Here is a 15,159-nt window from a genome sequence, read left to right on the forward strand (position 1 = left end):
CTGATTGCAGTTGCGACTTGGGCTTTGTGAACCACACTAAATGTCCAAGTTGGGGGGCTGGGGACGAGGAGGTATCAGCATCCGCGGTGGGGGACGCTAACAGCTTGCTGCTTCCTTGGTCGGGAAGTGCGCTGGGGCTCTCTGATTTGAGCTTTGTCGCAGGCCCAGGAAAGCCAATGGTCGTCGGGGTGGTAGGGCCACAGAACGCTGGAAAGACTACGCTGCTCGCGGCTTGGTACCTGTTTATCGGGCGCGGTCTGGCTTGCTCTGAAAAACGCCGCTTTGTCGGTTCCTATTCATTAGCAGGTTGGGAAGCGCTGGCAGGTTCGTTGCGATGGACTCCAGGTAATCCCCCCAATTTTCCACCGCACACCTCCAGCCGGGGCGGGAGAGCTCCGGGGCTTTTACATACTTCATTTAGAGGTGGCTCAGGTGATGTTCGCAGCTACCTATTTACCGATGCCCCGGGCGAATGGTTCCAACAATGGTCCATGAACCGTGATGCGCCTGATGCACAGGGTGCACGCTGGGTGGCAGAGCATGCGGATATGTTCTTGCTGATTGCAGATCGCCAAGCACTTGCTGGAGAGAATAAAGGATCAGCACGTAGTGCCCTTCAGGTATTGGCTCGCAGACTTGCAGCAGAGCGTTCTGACCGTCCAGTTGCGCTCGTTTGGACCAAAGCTGATGTGACCATCGCACCAGAAATTGAAACGGCTGTCCGCGATGCAGTGTTGAAGTTAATGCCTGATGCACGTGAGTTTCTGGTCAGCATCTCTAGCTCGGGTGATGACGAGAATAAGGGGCAGGGGCTTCTCGAATTGCTCGATTGGACCCTTGATATCCGGAGAGCTCGCCTTTTCTTACCACCGCCCCAAGCGACTAGCTCGGATCTTCTGTTCATGTTTGGGGTGAAGTAGCCATGAGCGTTAGTGATAACTCGATCCTGCTCCTCGGTGAGTCAGGTGTCGGCAAAACCCACTATGGTGCGCAGCTTCTTAACCGTTTAATGAATGGTGCTGGCAAGTTACGGATGGATGGGGCAGCGACGAACCTTCAGCCTTTCGAGTCCGCTATGGGGCGCCTGAACGAGGGGCTTACTGCGGATCACACGCCCACTACCACCTACGTTGATAGCCTTTGGCCAATCACTGACGAAAACGGACTGAAGGCCGAGCTGATATGGCCGGATTATGGCGGTGAGCAGATTAAGACCATGTCCTCAACCAGGCAAATTCCTGCTGCCTGGCGCGATCGTGTCGTGGTCTCGCCGGCCTGGCTACTACTGGTTCGCCTCCAGCAAACTCGGGTGAGTGAAGACATCTTCTCCCGCCCGCTGAACGATATCACCGGTGCGAGCGTTGATAATCGAGAGGTGCAGGTCTCCGATCAGGCGCGCCTCATCGAGTTGCTGCAGATGCTGATTTATATCCGAAATGAAAGCACCTCGAAGCCGCTTGCAAGCCCTCGCCTAGGAGTACTTTTGAGCTGCTGGGATGAGCTAGGCGCTGATGAGCTCAATCAACCACCTGCACAAGTCTTGGAGCACAGGCTTCCTATGTTCTCCAGCTTCATTCACGGTCTTTGGGCTGAGCCTTTGGTGCTAGGCCTTTCCGCGTTGGGGCGAGCGCTCGCGCCCAATTGCAGTGACATGGATTACGTTGTTCAAGGCCCTGAGCACTTTGGCTACGTGGTGTTGCCAAATGGGCAGCACACTCCAGATCTCACTCAACCGATCCAATCCCTCTTAGCAGCTAGCGCTCTAAAAGTGGCAGGGTAATGCTGTGATAGTTGAACAGGCCGTATTTGGTGAAGCTCTTGGCGGGCATGCTCTTCGTATGGCCAGTGATGCCTCGTGCATTCCTCCGGAGCTAGCGGCCCGTCTAGACTTGCCTGATACAGCACCGCCGGGAGTCGTATGGTCTCCTTATGTAAGCGGCTTTGCCCTCGGTGAGTGGTATGTTTTGGCACGCACCTTTGCAGACCCTTTTTCAAGCAGGCCTGGAATGGTCATCTCGCATGCCGTCCTAGCTCCACTTCAGGAAATGCTCTGCTGGAGTGATCTGAGACCTCTGTTTGGGCTTCTTATTAACTCACCCAAGCCTCCGGATGTGCTCACCTCGTTAGAGTTGTCGCCCTCAAAGGCAGTGCAGAGAACTACGTCGGACTTGATTGCTACGGCGCAAGCGCTGGTTACTCGTGGCAAAGGACCCGTTGTGAAAATTGGTCTTAACGGTTACGAGGAATTGATAACGGCTCTTTGGGCTAACTGCTGGCCAGCCATCCGCACACGCTTTGCTTTTCGGCTCAGCTTTGGTCCGCATGATGTTGTGGAGCTACCAGAGCCTACTATTGTGTGTTCGCCTTCAGTGCTAGCTGCGCGGTGGGGCGGGCATCGCATCGTGGGGGGCAATAGCTCGGGCGCATTGACGCGTGCTGCAGCCATGCTCAGTGACAATACCGAAGCCGCACCCATCCTGCGTTATGCGCAGGAAATTGGCGCTCAGGTTACACAATTCTCGGATTTGCCAATGCTAGAGCGTGTCTTCGATGCTAGCACTTCGATGAGCTCGACTTTTGAGCAGTGCTTAGCAACTATTCGATTGGTAGAACGGCTGTCCCCAGAGTGCTCGATTGGGACAGCGGCGAAAGAAATAGTGATCGAGAAATTTTTGCTGCAGCTAGGCAGCGCGACCGTAGCGCAGGTCTTACAGCTGCGAAATTTAAATGCAGACGGCTTTGCTTCATCGAGCAGGATCTGGGTTGCTCTGGAGTCTTGGGCCGCAAAGAAGAAGTTCGAGCCTCACGAAGATGCGCAGATGCTATCCGCTATCAAGGATGCGCTGTCCGCGCCGGATGCGGTTGAACCCTGGCGTGAAGCGATTATCGCCGGTATCTACGCGGCTTCACGTATGATTGCTAGTGAATTCCCCGCTGCATTCTGGCGCTGGGTAGTGGAGGGTGGTGACATCCTACAGGTTCTTTCCAAGCATTTACCTGTAGACGTTGCGTTGGAGGACCGGCTCGTCAATGCCGCGCCGAGGAAGATGACTGAAAGTGTTGGCGATGTAGTAATGCGAATCGCCAAACAAAAGCAGTGGTATGCGCTTCACGGCGCAGCGGCAGGGGCGTGTCTTGACGTGAGGGATGCAGTCGAACGCCAGCTTTCGGTCGATGTGGCTGTGGAGTATCTCGACGGGCTTCGGGCGGTTTTACATCCCGTGGTCTCCGCGCAGTTGCTTGAGGTGGCTCTGAATATAGAGGAACCGCGGCTACTGCTCATTGCTGCTGAGCGGGTCGCTAAGAACCCCAAGCTTCTGAGCGACTTCAACATTGCTGAAGCTCGAGTACAAGAGCTTTGGCTCAGAACGTTAGAGTTCAATGCGGCCGCATGGGACGGGCCGCGAGAGCCATGCGAGGCATTCTTCTGCGTCCTGGAGAATCTATTGGACGGTCGGGCAGCTAACCGTCAGTTGATTACCACGCTTTCCACCACACCTCTGGCCGATCTTAGCGAGTATCCGAGGCTGACGGAGGTGTGGGGACGAGTGCATGAGCCCGCTCTTGAAAATTTACTGCGTGCGACTAGTTTGGGTTGGCTCAAGCACGCTTCGGAGGGTCGATTTTCGCCCCCCGATGCCCGACTTCAAGCCTTCATGCTTGCTGGCTCTGAGCTATACCTCGCGCTTGAAGGGCAGACGCCTCCTGGATACTGTATTCAGATCATGGCGATCTTGCATCAGTTCAACGAGTCGCGATTGATTCGGTGGCTCGATGTCTGGTCCAAGTCGCCAAATGTATTGTCAGCATCAGAGGCTGAAGCGCTTGGTCACTTGATCTTGAAGAGAAACTGGACCAGGGCCGCAGATACGCTGTTTAAGTTTCGCTCAAGCCGCAGCGATATCTGGCCCGCGCTGAGACTTTGTGCCGACCTACTGGGAACGATCAATCGTTGGCGAATTCGGTTATTGTCGCGCTCGGCGCAGGATGATTGGGACTGCCTGGAGGCGGTGGCCGTAGAACTGTATCCAGAAGGGCCAGATCACGAAGAGCTTTGGAGTCGTGCGGGCGGTCGCAATGCTGACCTACAGCACGGCGGAAGCGGGCGAATTCGTTGGCACCACGCACTTGTCCAAATTAAGAACGGAAAGGGACCGCACGTCAGAAACCTGCTGAGAGAGATGCGGCGCGAGTATTCGTCGAATGAGCTTCTCAGAGAGTTAGATAATGACGCCCATTTTTAATGGTGCCAACTAACGGAGCACTGGAGTAAGGATGAATACGCGAGAGGTAATCGAGGTGGATGAGAAGACACCTTCTGCGGATCGGCATGCGTTAGTCGTTGCTGTAGCAAATTATGCGCAGGCCCCTGTGCTACCGTGTTCTGTTCTCAACGACGCCCAAGATGTTGTTGCCACGCTCACTTCTGCTGCTCACTGCGGTTACGCGCCGCAGAACGTCAAGCTGCTACTGGACACACAGGCGACACTGGATGCGATCCGTCAGGAACTCGACGCGCTGGCGGCGCGCGCTCAACCGAGCGATACCGTTCTGATTTTCTTCTCAGGCCATGGTGCCCGTCTGGGCGATGAAAGCGCCTTAGTGCCCGTTGATTGCGACTCGCACCGTGTCGCTCAAACCACATTGGCTGAGCAAGAGTTCTCCGCTGCGCTTGCCCGTATTAAGGCTGAGCGTTTGGTTGTCCTGATTGATGCGTGCCATGCAGGCGCCGCCGCGAGCTTTAAGAGCATCAGCGCTACGCTGGATCTTGGCTTCAATGAGAAATCGCTTAACCAACTGGCTCAAGGCACCGGGCGCGTAATGATCGCGTCGTCTAGGGCGACTGAGTACTCGTATGCTTTGGGGGGAGCGCGAAACAGTCTCTTTACGGAACATTTGTTAGGAGCTTTAAGGGGGGGCGCACGTACTCAAGGCGATGGGCTGATACGTGTTTTTGAGGTGTTTAATTACGTCAGCGAAAGAGTGCGTCATGCCATGCCAGGCCAGCAGCATCCCATTTTCAAAGCTAGTGATTTGGAAGATAATTTTCCGATTGCGCTTGAGCTTGGTGGAGTGAAACGCCTCGATGCTACGTCTGCGGCAGCAGAGAGTGGCAAGGTGTGGCGCCAACTCGAAGAAATTTTATCGGACCTTTATCCGGCAGGACCTCAGGATCAAGACATTTGGCTGCGTGCCGGTGGCGATATTTCCCGCTTACGCTTGGGGGGGACAGGCCGCGCTAGCTGGTTCGCTGCGCTGCGTACGCTTAGACAAGGCGGCGGTGGGGCTGAAATAAATCAAAGCTCCTTAATCGACTCGGCTTTGCAGGATTTTCCACATCACCAAGAGCTAAAGAATTTTGCCATCGGCAGCTAATGGCCGATTACTGCCGACCGCGCATCGTCGCTTCTGGCCGGTCGCTCCCTTTCGCAAACGACAGCAATAGGTTCATTGCAGCGATCAATCGTACTGGATAGGAATTCGAACCCTTTCTAAGATCGTTTCAGACCGCTTCAGGCCTTAGAATACGGGCATTTACACCCGGCATTTTGGTTCTCTGCGGTCTATGGCCGCCTCTGATTTGCCCTGAATATGCCTTAATTCACTTTCAACGTTTACGCGCTCCCTCGAACCACCAAGGACTGTTTTCGGCCAGGAATAGCTACCGCAGGAGACCGCCTTCAGTCGGAAACGGGCGATGACAAATAAATTTGTCCCTTTTCAGTCCCTTGGCCATTCCGCCTGAAGAGATCAACCAGTTGACGCTTGGCTTGATGCTCGACGTCCTGAAGGGGCAGGGCGGAGAGGTCGATACAGCCCGAGTTACTTCGGCGGCGCAGTTGCGTTTGGTCAAGGGGTAGGGCGCCCAGGACCTCCTCGGCGTCCGCCGTTTACAGGTCGATAGCTGCCGCCCCGGATTCTCTAGACACCTTGCAAGCTTATTGCGTAACGCTTTTCAAACTCTACCGGTGACAGCTGATTGTTGAAACCATGGCGGCGTTTTGCGTTGTAGAACATCTCGATGTAATCAAACACATCACTACGAGCATCTTGCCGCGAGGTTATGAAGGCTGGTTGTATTTGGCGGTGGTGCTGGATCTGTTTTCTCGTCAGGTCGTTGGCTGGTCAATGAAGTCGCAGATGACCAGTGATATCGATGTTAGCCCTTGGTGGTGTCTGTTGCAACTTCCCCTGCTCGGCGGTGAAAGCTACGATTATTGCTTGATAAATGATTTGAGCATGGTTATCTGGCCAGATGGATTTTCCACTCATTATTCTATGGGCGTGGTTTGGGGTTTTCGTTTTCTAGTTAGTTTAGCTGTTAATTGTCAGGCTTCGATCACTGGCCCACTGTGCTGTGGAGTTTTGGCCTATATAAGCATTTAAATAAATATTGGATGATTTTTGGTATGCGTTGAGGTCGCTAGTTAGCGCCGCTTTCGGGGCCGCCGCTCGGTGCCAATTGTTGAGTAACCCACCAGTGGCCGAAGGCCTGAATTGAGAACGCCGGGCCAAACAATAAGTGGAAAATCACGAACGGTTTTTCCATTTAAAGATTTAAACGGAAAAGCCATTTTGAATGTCCACTAATTTCTTTGAATTTTGGAAAGTGCCCGATTTTCGGGGGGTTCAGGGGATTTTGGGCGAAATGGGCAAACGGATTTTCCACTCATTGTTTTAAAGGATGGCCGCAAAATTTCAGGAAACGGAGATCGGGCTGTACGGCGTCATTGTGTCGATTTGCGTGCCGTTGAACGTATTGTCGTTGACCAGGAACGCCGGCGGGCATCCGTGTGTGCGATCGGCTGGATAGACTGCTGGCTAGGAACTATGGGGCTTTGAGGGGATTCAGCAGCAACAGATGACTTGGGCTCAGGGCGTTTTTTTCCATCGGCACAGGGCCATCGGGAGCTGTATGGAAAATAATGAGAGGGCTGGTGTTGCATGGAATGTCCACTAATTACGTCTCAGGAGTTGGTAGCTCGGAATGTCCACTTAAATCTTCAAATGGCGCTGGAGCCCTTGTCCAGTGCGGGCTCCAGGGTTGGCAGGGTTTCGCAACGTCAGAATTCATTCCACTAATTTCTCCTTGGCCGAGAGAGCTATTCCATTTGGAGCGATTTCTTGAAAATCAATAAAAATCAATGACTTGAGATCATGCCGAACCAGGGCGTATGGTGGGCTGAAGCCTCCGGAATACAAGAGCTTGAGGGGGCTGGAGGGGGACATTCCACTCAAAACGCGATTGGTGCAGCTGTCACAGTGTCTAGAGAATCCGGGGTGATTCAGTGGTATGTAATTTAACATAATATACATTATGCGCATCATAGTATTAAATCGACTGACCTACGTTGCTCTGGTAGAAACCAGGAATACAGGACCCAACCAAGGATTGATCATGGAAGCCAGAACCCTGTTCATCAAAGCCAGCCGCATCACTGAGTCGACGCTCGATCCCGTTCACATTGCCCGTAACAAGTCGGCGAATGTCGAGACGACTATCTCGCTGGACACCAACATGCTCATCAGCATGGAAAAAGTCGTCAAGCATGGCAACAAATGGGCGTCTGTCAAAAAACAAGGCCTGCAGAATCTAGTGAAGCTATTGCATCGTTGCCCGCCTCAAAGTGTTTGCTTGTCACCTGGACTGGCCCTTAGCGAAATGCCCCCAGAGCTGGCACGTCAAGCAAGTGACGCCTATGAGCTTTTCTGCGCCCAACACCTGCCTCAGTTCATTGATACGCCGAATGCAGTTCACACCTTGTTCCAAGGCAAAAAAAAAGATTACGGTTATGACGACTTGTCGTCTGACGCCAAGGTTACGCTTGCAGTACCGTATGCCAGTCTGATTTATCTGAACGTTGCCGATCGAATGAAGTTGAAGCCCTTCGACAAGTTCAAATGGTTCATCGACAACCTTGAGGCGCATGTCGGTATTCTGAGCGCCACTGAAATAGAAATCGCCAAATACTGCTTCGCAGAGCCCGACGCACATTCCCGGGAAACCATTGAGTTACGGCGCAAGGTCAGAAATAACTTCCTCAAAACTAGTGAAGAGAAACTGCCTACAACCGTGGCGGATGTAAAGGCGATTGCCTTCAACGGAGCCTCTGATATACGCCTCCTGCATGCCGCCAATATAACGGATCAGAACGGACTTGATGGAGTTCAACAAGACTGTTGGATAGCCACCAAAGACAAAAAACTGGTAGATTTCTGCAGTGTTTTCCATCATTTGAAAGCTGATGGTGAAGCCGGCAAATATGCCGCAAAGATGGTACATGCCGAGCATGTTGATGACCATTACTGGTTGGATGTCGATCGTTATGCGATTGAACGCGTAATGCAACGTAGTCATCACCATGACAAACGTGAATTCGATCACCGGCAACTACTCAATACTGTCGATAGCGCGTTAAATGCGGCCACTTTGGCATTTGGCTAATACTGCCCTCCTACTCTGAACACGGTTATGGGTTAACTCAACTAAATGGTTGTTTAGTTGAGTTAACAATATCTCCTGTTCCCTACATGTCCCCTCATCCCGAAACTCTCTGCTTAGTTGATGTTTCACCCTGCCCGTGCGGGACGCCAACGCAGAACCCGGGAGTATCCAACTATTTTGTCTTAACAGTGATAACAAAACGCTATTAGAGGCCTCGTGCCTCGAACTCCTGCCCAGTCCAAGAGCCTTTAAGTTACGCGGCCTGCAGCGTTAAACGAGGTGTGTCTTGAGCATCCCACGAGGGTCAAAAACGCCTTTCGAGCGCTGGGTCAGCGACCTCGACAGACCAGGAAGCACACCTAGACTCTCACCCGGTTCAGCCCGCTGAATCATGCCCAACACACGAAAAGGATATTCAACATGACCGCCTTCACCTCGGTAAACACCGTCACCACCCCCCTGACCATCAACAGCCAGTCCACCGCGACCTACAACGGCGACCCCAACCAGACCACCAAAGTGACCTTCAGCTATCAGAACAACCTGCTGTGGGCCACCCAGGTCAACAACACCGCAACTGTCCAGACGCTCAGCGCCGACTCCTCCGCCGGTCCGGTCATCCTGCGCAAGGGTGCCCAGGTCAAGCTGCAGAACGTGGGCTCGGCGTTCAGCATCCTGTTCACCGGGGAGATCGTCGACAGCGGCTCGCAAACACCGTTCAACAACACCAACATCGGGACCTTCACCCTGTCGTGATCGAATCGGGCTCCTAGGCCGGAGCCCATTTGCGAGGCCGGCAACGCCGGCTTCGCTTCATGCAATACGGGACATGGACGGTACCCTCGCGTGACCAGGCAACGGATGCTCTACACCCGGATTCTCTGGGCAACCCTCGGCGCGATCCTGGCGACTGCAGCGTGGTTGATGACCACAGGCAGCCTTGCGCCAGTGGTGTCCAGCAACGGCCACGAGCAAGTCCTTTCCAGCACCGATGCCAGCTCGCCCGCCGTGGATTGCGTCGACCTCTCGCCCTCCTCCTCTGCCGCCCCCGGCGAACCTTGCGTACCGGGACCGGTGCTGCTGCCCGGAATGCAGGTCAATCGCCAAGTCGGTCCGGTGATGTTCGTGCTGGTGGTGGACAGCCACGAAGCCCGGGTCAATGCCCAGGTTTCCCTGGGCAACGCCGGCATGACCGGCTTGAACATGACCGCCGCCGCGCCCACCGCCGACTTCGATCTGGCCAACGCGGATGGCCAGCGGGTCTGGGGCAGCCTCGGCGCCTTTTTCTGCGCCCCGCCCAACACGTCGCACCTGCTGGCCGACTTCACCATTGAAAATCAGCGCGACAGCAGCAAGCCCGTGACCCGGGCCTATCGTGGCGACCTGATCCGCTGGCAGAGCCCGACCACCAGTGTCCTGGCCCGCTACCGCCAGCCCTTGCTGCCGGACCTGCAGGTGACCGTGGAACTGCTGGATCCCTACAAGGCCGACAGCAGCAACGCGCTGACCGCCCAGGTGAGCTTCTATTACGCCAGCGATCTGATCGACCGCTACACCCTCATGGCCACCGCCACCCCGGTGAGCCTGCGTCAGTCCAGCGTCGGACCGGTGCGCATCGAGGGCGGACTCCTGGACTTTCGTCCCGCCACCCAGGAGCAGCAAGGGCAGCTCAGCCTGGATGGCACCTTCCAGTCCGGTCACAACCCACCGAACCACTACGTCGGCAGCGTCGCCGACTGGTCGTGGATCCGTGGCCGCGCCGACAATTGCAGGGGATAGACATGACCAGCACGTCCGACTATCAGCAGATCGCCCACAGCGCCGCCTACGCCCTGCCGGATGCCAGCGGCTATGGCTGGCGCGGTTATGTCATGCCCAAAGGCACCGCGCCCGGCAGCCTGCCGGCCAGCCTGAGCCCGGCCGACGCCTTCGACAAGAATGCCGGCCATTACCTGTTCGCCCCCAGCGAACCGGCGGCCCTGCGCAGCGACCCCACGGCCTTCATCAACGCCCTGTACGACTTTCTGTTCGCCGTCGACCAGCGCAACTTCGTCGGCCGCGCGCTGCTGTGGCTGCCCGGCTCCAGCCTGCCGGCGCCCCAGGCCTTCAACAGCTACGGCCTGCGCATCAGCGTGGCGGCCCCCAGCCAGGTGCAAAACAACCTCAACCTGCAGCTTGGCGATCGCCTGACGTTCTTCATCAGCTTTGGCACCTACGTCAAATACGACCCGGACTTCAACGCCCTGCGCCTGAAATCCAATGCCGGCATCACCATAGGCTTGATCGACAAGCTGGCGGCCGACAGCGGCCTGCAGCTGACACCGCCGCAACAGCCCCTGGCCTACGTGCCCCTGGACGGCAATCAGGCCGGCAGCCTGACCTACGCCTTGACTTACAGCAGCCAGCCCGCCCTCAAGTATTTCCAGACCGGCTTTACCTATGTGGCCAACACGACAGGCGGCCAGAGCGTGCTCAATTACCCGGTGTTCAACCCCAACGGCATGCCCGCCAGACTGACCATGGGCGGCGTGCTCGACCCGCTGGACCCGCTCAATCAGAACATCGCCGCGGCGCAACTGGCCGCCGGGCTGATCCGCACCGCCATCAGCTTCGCCAACCCCGGCACCACGGCGTTGCCCAGCCAGTGGCGCAGCACCGCCGGCAACCCGATCAGCCTGATCCCGCTCAATGGCCTGGACGCCAACGGTTGGCCCCGGCCCTACGCCGCCAGCCTGGTGTTCTGTGCCCAAGGCGGCAGTTACAGCCTGACCCTGGCCGGCGACTTTGGCTTGAGCCTGCCGGCCGCCAGTGCCGGGCAGACCCTGCTGTGCGGGATCTTTGGCACCGAATGGCTGAGCTTCAGCCCCTACAACAGCTCCTTGGGCCCGCAGGACAACGACCGCTTGCGCCTGCTCGCCGCGCAACCGGCCTATGCACCGGTGTTTCCGTTCCAGGCCAGCAGCCTGGTCACGCCCACCAGTGGCGCGGTCAGCGCTCTGCTCAACGGTGAGCACCGTACCTCCTGGTGCAGCCTGGTGGCCGGCGCCTCCACCCCGGCCTACAGCGCCCAGCCCGACGGCAGCCCGCTCTATGGCCAGGGCCGCGGCAACGGCGCCACGGCGCTGCTGGCCCCGGCCGCGCCGAGCACCCCGCTGCCCCAGGACGCCGGGTTTGCCTTCCCGCTGGTGCCGTATGCGGGGGTGAGCAGCAATGCCAGCCTCAACCTGACCCAGTTCGAAAGCGAGATCCTCGCCGCCTCGCGCAAAAGCCTGATCAGCGCCGCGACCCTGCCGGGCAAACAAGCCGCGCGGGCCCGGCGCCTGCAACGGCTGCTGACCACCGACGCGGCACCACCCAATCGGGCGACCACCCCGCAAGGCCTGCTGGTGGACCTGGACGCCGACGGCATCGGCTACGCCAAGGTGCTGCTGGCCCGCTCGCCATCCACCCAGGGGCCGCTGGACTTTGCCTTCGTACAGCCCAGCGACGCCCTGCACGAGGCCTTGCAGACCAACCAGCTGTTTCTGGTGGGGGTCAATCCGCAGCCGTTCTTCACCCAGGGCGCCAGCTTCAGCAACCGCATGGACATCGCCGACTGGCGCTTTATCGCCAACATCGGCGTCGGCGTGCAAACCACCAGCTACCGCAATGTGCTGATCATGAAGTACTGCGCCGGCAGCCTGAAGGAGCGCATCGACAACCCCAATCGCTGGACCATGCCCGAGACGTTTTCGAAGACCGCGGACCTGGCGCCGGGCCTGGAAACCCTGGCCTACACCGGTCTGTCCCAGTGGCTGCAGGACTTCATCGCTGTCGCCGAGGCCAAGGCCGCGGCCAGCCCCGACAGCCTCTACGCCGACTTCGTGGCCCAGGTCAGCGACCCGGCCTGGAACGGCTTCATGGTGCTCAACGCCGACCTGCCCCTGGACAGCCTGCCCGAGCAACTGGCGGGCATCGCCGCCGGCATCGACTACAGCCGCTTCCTGGCCCACCACTTTGGCGCCAGTGTCAGCCGCATCAGCCAACAGGGCGACACCCTGGATATCCAGGGCATCTCCACCCTGTTCGGCCTGATCGACTACCAGAACCCCTCCTACGAACAGGCCCAGGCCAATGGCGCGGCCCCGGACATGCCGGTGGCCCTGAGCACCAGCAACGGTTATGCCTTCAGTGTCCTGCAGCTGCAGGCGCTGTTCCGCCAATCCCGGCTGGTGACCTTCAACAGTCGCATCCAGCTGAGCCTGGACCTGCTGTTCGGCTCGCCGATCCGCGCCACCCTGCGCGCCGGCCAGCCCAGCGCGGTGAATGCCATGGTCCTGGACGGCAGCGCCCTGCAACAGAACGACACCACCACCTACGTGTTCGAGCAGAGCCAGAGCTACCTGTTCAACCTCGACAGCAACGTGCTACCGGCCGCCTCGGTCAACCGCATTCAGTTCAACACCCTGGGCAGCCCGGACGGCGGTGTCACCACCGCCAGTCGCTTCCTGCTGTGGGGCAAGCTGGATTTCACCCTGCTCAAGACCGCGGACGGGCTATTCGATCTGCTGTCCTTCGGCAGCGCCGACGGCAGCCCGAGCAACCAGGGCCTGGCCTACACCAACCTGGAAATCGCCATGGCCTTCCCCAGCGCCACGCCCAATGCCGTGGGCTTTGCCTTCAACCCCGACAACCTCGGGTTCGACCCGGCCACCAGCCAGGTGCGTGGACAGAGTCTGTACAAGGGCCTGACCCTGCAGCTCAAGCAGTTCATCCAGGCACCGGCGCAGAAGAAGCCCGCGGACTACGGCTTTCTCCCGGTGCTGCCGGAGAACCTGGCGCTCAAGGCGCTGTCGGGTGCCTGGTCGGGCATCGTCTACAAGGTCACCATGGGCTCCCCCGGGGCCCTGGTGTCGGGCACCGGTTTCGAGTCCGACCTGCTGATCGCCTGGTCGCCCGGCAGCAAGAGCGGCGACGCCAGCCCGATGCTGTTTGTCGGCCTCAGCCTGCCCGGCGCCGCGCCGTCGGCCAGCGTGTTTTCCCTGCAGGGCATCATCAAGGTCTCCACCGGGCCGATCAAACTGCTGTACCAGACCATCCCCGATCAGCCCGACACCCAGGCCAGGTTCTTCAACCTGCAACTGACCGACATCGGCATCAAGATCCTCGGCATCGCCAAGTTGCCGCCCGGCGCCACCCTGCAGTTCTTCCTGTTCGGCGACCCGCAGTCCTCCGGCAGCCTGGGCTGGTACGCCGCCTACGTCAAAGACCCGCAGAGCCAGGCCGCCAGCCTCCTGGCCCTGGAACCCGACAGGTCCACACCCCCGGCATTGACCGGGCCATCGGAGGTGACGCCATGACTCGGGTCCTGTACTGGAACATCGAGAGCTTCGGCTACAACAAGATCCGCCCGCTGAGCACCAAGCGCGATCGCAACGGCGCCTTCATTCCCGACCTCGACGCCGCCGACCGCCTGGCCCTGATCCTGGCCCATATCACCGCGTTCAATCCGGACATCTTCGTCGTGGTGGAGACGGCCAGCGGTCCGAGCCACGGCCCCGGGTCGCTGATCTCCCCCACCGGCGGCTGGCAGGGCTGCGCCGAACTGCTGCTGCGCATCCGCAACCTCACGGGGGTGCCCTGGAACCTGGTGCCGCCACTGGTGGTCGGCCAGGCCGGGCGCGCCGAGGGGGTGGCGGTGTTCTACAAACCGGTGATCCCGGCGGGCGGCGGCGTGGCGGCGGGCAAGCGCCTGTTCACCGGCCCCAACGCCTGGTCGCCAGCGGGCAATGGCATCAGCTTCAACCCCCACGCGGCGGCCCCGCCGGCCGCTGGCAACTACCCGCTGCTGCAGACCCAGACCTGCTTCAGCGTGCCCAACCGGGCCATTCCGGCCACGGCGCTGAACCCGGGCAACCTCAACGAAAGCCGCTGCGCGGCGCGGGTCGCGTTCGTCGACAATTTAGGCGCGGCGATCAACTACGGCGGCTTGCGCGAACCCTACATGGTGACCTTCTGCGAAACCGTCGACGGCCCGCCGGTGGTGGTGCAGCGCAACCTCACGCTGTTTGCCATCCACTCGCCGCCGCAATACGTCGCGGCCAATGCCTACCTCAACGCCCTGGCCAATGTGCGCGACATCAGCGCCGCCCTGGGGGCGCTGGAAACCCGGATCATCACCGGCGATTTCAACGTCAACCTGCTGAGCCAGAACGGCAACGATCCGGGGCGCTATGGCGCCCTCACCGCCCTGGGCTACGGCCTGCAACTGCAAGCGCCGGCCCTGGCTCCGCCGCCGGCCCTGGAGGCCTACACCGGCTACTTCGCCACCCACCTGCGCAGTCGCAACGCGAGCATCTTCTGGTCGACCAACGCCGGGGCCGTGCCCTATCCGGGGTACCGCTATATCGGCTCGTCCAACAGCAGCAGCCTGTATTCCATCGACAACATCCTGGTGCGCGGCGGCGCGGCGGGCAATTTCACCATCGCCAACAGCGTGGTCGGGGTGCCGCTGAACGTGGTCAACCCCGCGCCCGGCGGTGCGCCCATGGGCCTGGTGGCCATGGCCAGCGACTTTCAGGCACCGCCGCCCGCCTGGATCCCCGCACCCCCTGCCCCCGCCCCGGCATTCGCCCCGGGCGACCGGCAACGCTACCGCGGCTGGCGCAACCTGGGGCACATCCGCTCCACCAGCGATCACCTGGCCCTGTTTGTGACGGTCTGAACAAGGAGAA

Annotated in this window: 10 protein-coding genes and 2 pseudogenes; 11 read left to right on the forward strand and 1 reads right to left on the reverse strand. The window is 58.9% G+C overall.

The window, feature by feature from the left end; genetic code table 11:
* Positions 1 to 176: 176 nt before the first annotated feature.
* The 5 genes and pseudogenes from POS17_RS14895 to POS17_RS14910 all read left to right on the forward strand — a co-directional run bounded on the left by POS17_RS14895 (position 177) and on the right by POS17_RS14910 (position 5,376).
* On the forward strand, positions 177 to 920 hold the full coding sequence (locus POS17_RS14895; protein ID WP_231979041.1) for a TRAFAC clade GTPase domain-containing protein: 744 nt from the start codon (positions 177 to 179) through the stop codon (positions 918 to 920).
* A 2-nt stretch (positions 921 to 922) separates the two neighbouring features.
* Entirely contained in the window at positions 923 to 1,780 is an 858-nt protein-coding gene (locus tag POS17_RS14900) for a hypothetical protein (protein ID WP_060839277.1), read from the forward strand.
* A 4-nt stretch (positions 1,781 to 1,784) separates the two neighbouring features.
* Positions 1,785 to 2,072 (forward strand): annotated as a pseudogene (locus POS17_RS32715) (GAP1-N1 domain-containing protein); the annotation flags it as partial.
* Between the two features lie 144 nt (positions 2,073 to 2,216).
* Positions 2,217 to 4,244: an effector-associated domain EAD1-containing protein gene (locus POS17_RS14905; RefSeq protein ID WP_148654963.1), complete on the forward strand. Its 2,028-nt coding sequence runs from the start codon at positions 2,217 to 2,219 to the stop codon at positions 4,242 to 4,244.
* A 31-nt stretch (positions 4,245 to 4,275) separates the two neighbouring features.
* Positions 4,276 to 5,376 (forward strand): caspase family protein, encoded by a 1,101-nt coding sequence (locus POS17_RS14910; protein WP_060839279.1) that lies wholly within the window; start codon positions 4,276 to 4,278, stop codon positions 5,374 to 5,376.
* A gap of 546 nt (positions 5,377 to 5,922) precedes the next feature.
* On the opposite strand, the pseudogene POS17_RS30995 reads toward POS17_RS14910, so the two are convergent.
* A pseudogene (locus POS17_RS30995) lies at positions 5,923 to 6,057 on the reverse strand (IS3 family transposase); the annotation flags it as partial.
* Here POS17_RS30995 and POS17_RS32720 point away from each other — a divergent pair.
* The 6 genes from POS17_RS32720 to POS17_RS14935 all read left to right on the forward strand — a co-directional run bounded on the left by POS17_RS32720 (position 5,992) and on the right by POS17_RS14935 (position 15,149).
* On the forward strand, positions 5,992 to 6,387 hold the full coding sequence (locus POS17_RS32720) for a hypothetical protein (protein WP_173655876.1): 396 nt from the start codon (positions 5,992 to 5,994) through the stop codon (positions 6,385 to 6,387). The pseudogene POS17_RS30995 and the gene POS17_RS32720 overlap by 66 nt on opposite strands.
* 1,012 nt (positions 6,388 to 7,399) lie before the next feature.
* On the forward strand, positions 7,400 to 8,446 hold the full coding sequence (locus tag POS17_RS32155; RefSeq protein WP_173655899.1) for a hypothetical protein: 1,047 nt from the start codon (positions 7,400 to 7,402) through the stop codon (positions 8,444 to 8,446).
* Positions 8,447 to 8,866: 420 nt separating this feature from the next.
* Complete coding sequence (locus POS17_RS14920) at positions 8,867 to 9,202, forward strand: hypothetical protein (protein WP_060839280.1); 336 nt, start codon at positions 8,867 to 8,869, stop codon at positions 9,200 to 9,202.
* Between the two features lie 90 nt (positions 9,203 to 9,292).
* The gene (locus POS17_RS14925; protein WP_148654964.1) at positions 9,293 to 10,225 is read left to right on the forward strand and encodes a hypothetical protein; all 933 of its coding nucleotides are present in this window, start codon (positions 9,293 to 9,295) and stop codon (positions 10,223 to 10,225) included.
* A gap of 2 nt (positions 10,226 to 10,227) precedes the next feature.
* Complete coding sequence (locus POS17_RS14930) at positions 10,228 to 13,785, forward strand: hypothetical protein (RefSeq protein WP_060839282.1); 3,558 nt, start codon at positions 10,228 to 10,230, stop codon at positions 13,783 to 13,785.
* A complete protein-coding gene (locus POS17_RS14935) occupies positions 13,782 to 15,149 on the forward strand; it encodes a hypothetical protein (protein ID WP_060839283.1) in 1,368 nt (455 codons plus the stop codon). The genes POS17_RS14930 and POS17_RS14935 overlap by 4 nt, the downstream gene beginning before the upstream one ends.
* Positions 15,150 to 15,159 lie beyond the last annotated feature (10 nt).

The sequence above is a fragment of the Pseudomonas sp. Os17 genome (assembly GCF_001547895.1).
Lineage (GTDB): Bacteria > Pseudomonadota > Gammaproteobacteria > Pseudomonadales > Pseudomonadaceae > Aquipseudomonas.

What these genes read in the sequence shown, in the direction of transcription:
- POS17_RS14895 (WP_231979041.1), top strand. Translation starts at nt 177, where the DNA reads ATGGTCGTCGGGGTGGTAGGGCCACAGAACGCTGGAAAGACTACGCTG.
- POS17_RS14900 (WP_060839277.1), top strand. Translation starts at nt 923, where the DNA reads ATGAGCGTTAGTGATAACTCGATCCTGCTCCTCGGTGAGTCAGGTGTC.
- POS17_RS14910 (WP_060839279.1), top strand. Translation starts at nt 4,276, where the DNA reads ATGAATACGCGAGAGGTAATCGAGGTGGATGAGAAGACACCTTCTGCG.
- POS17_RS32720 (WP_173655876.1), top strand. Translation starts at nt 5,992, where the DNA reads ATGGCGGCGTTTTGCGTTGTAGAACATCTCGATGTAATCAAACACATC.
- POS17_RS32155 (WP_173655899.1), top strand. Translation starts at nt 7,400, where the DNA reads ATGGAAGCCAGAACCCTGTTCATCAAAGCCAGCCGCATCACTGAGTCG.
- POS17_RS14920 (WP_060839280.1), top strand. Translation starts at nt 8,867, where the DNA reads ATGACCGCCTTCACCTCGGTAAACACCGTCACCACCCCCCTGACCATC.
- POS17_RS14930 (WP_060839282.1), top strand. Translation starts at nt 10,228, where the DNA reads ATGACCAGCACGTCCGACTATCAGCAGATCGCCCACAGCGCCGCCTAC.
- POS17_RS14935 (WP_060839283.1), top strand. Translation starts at nt 13,782, where the DNA reads ATGACTCGGGTCCTGTACTGGAACATCGAGAGCTTCGGCTACAACAAG.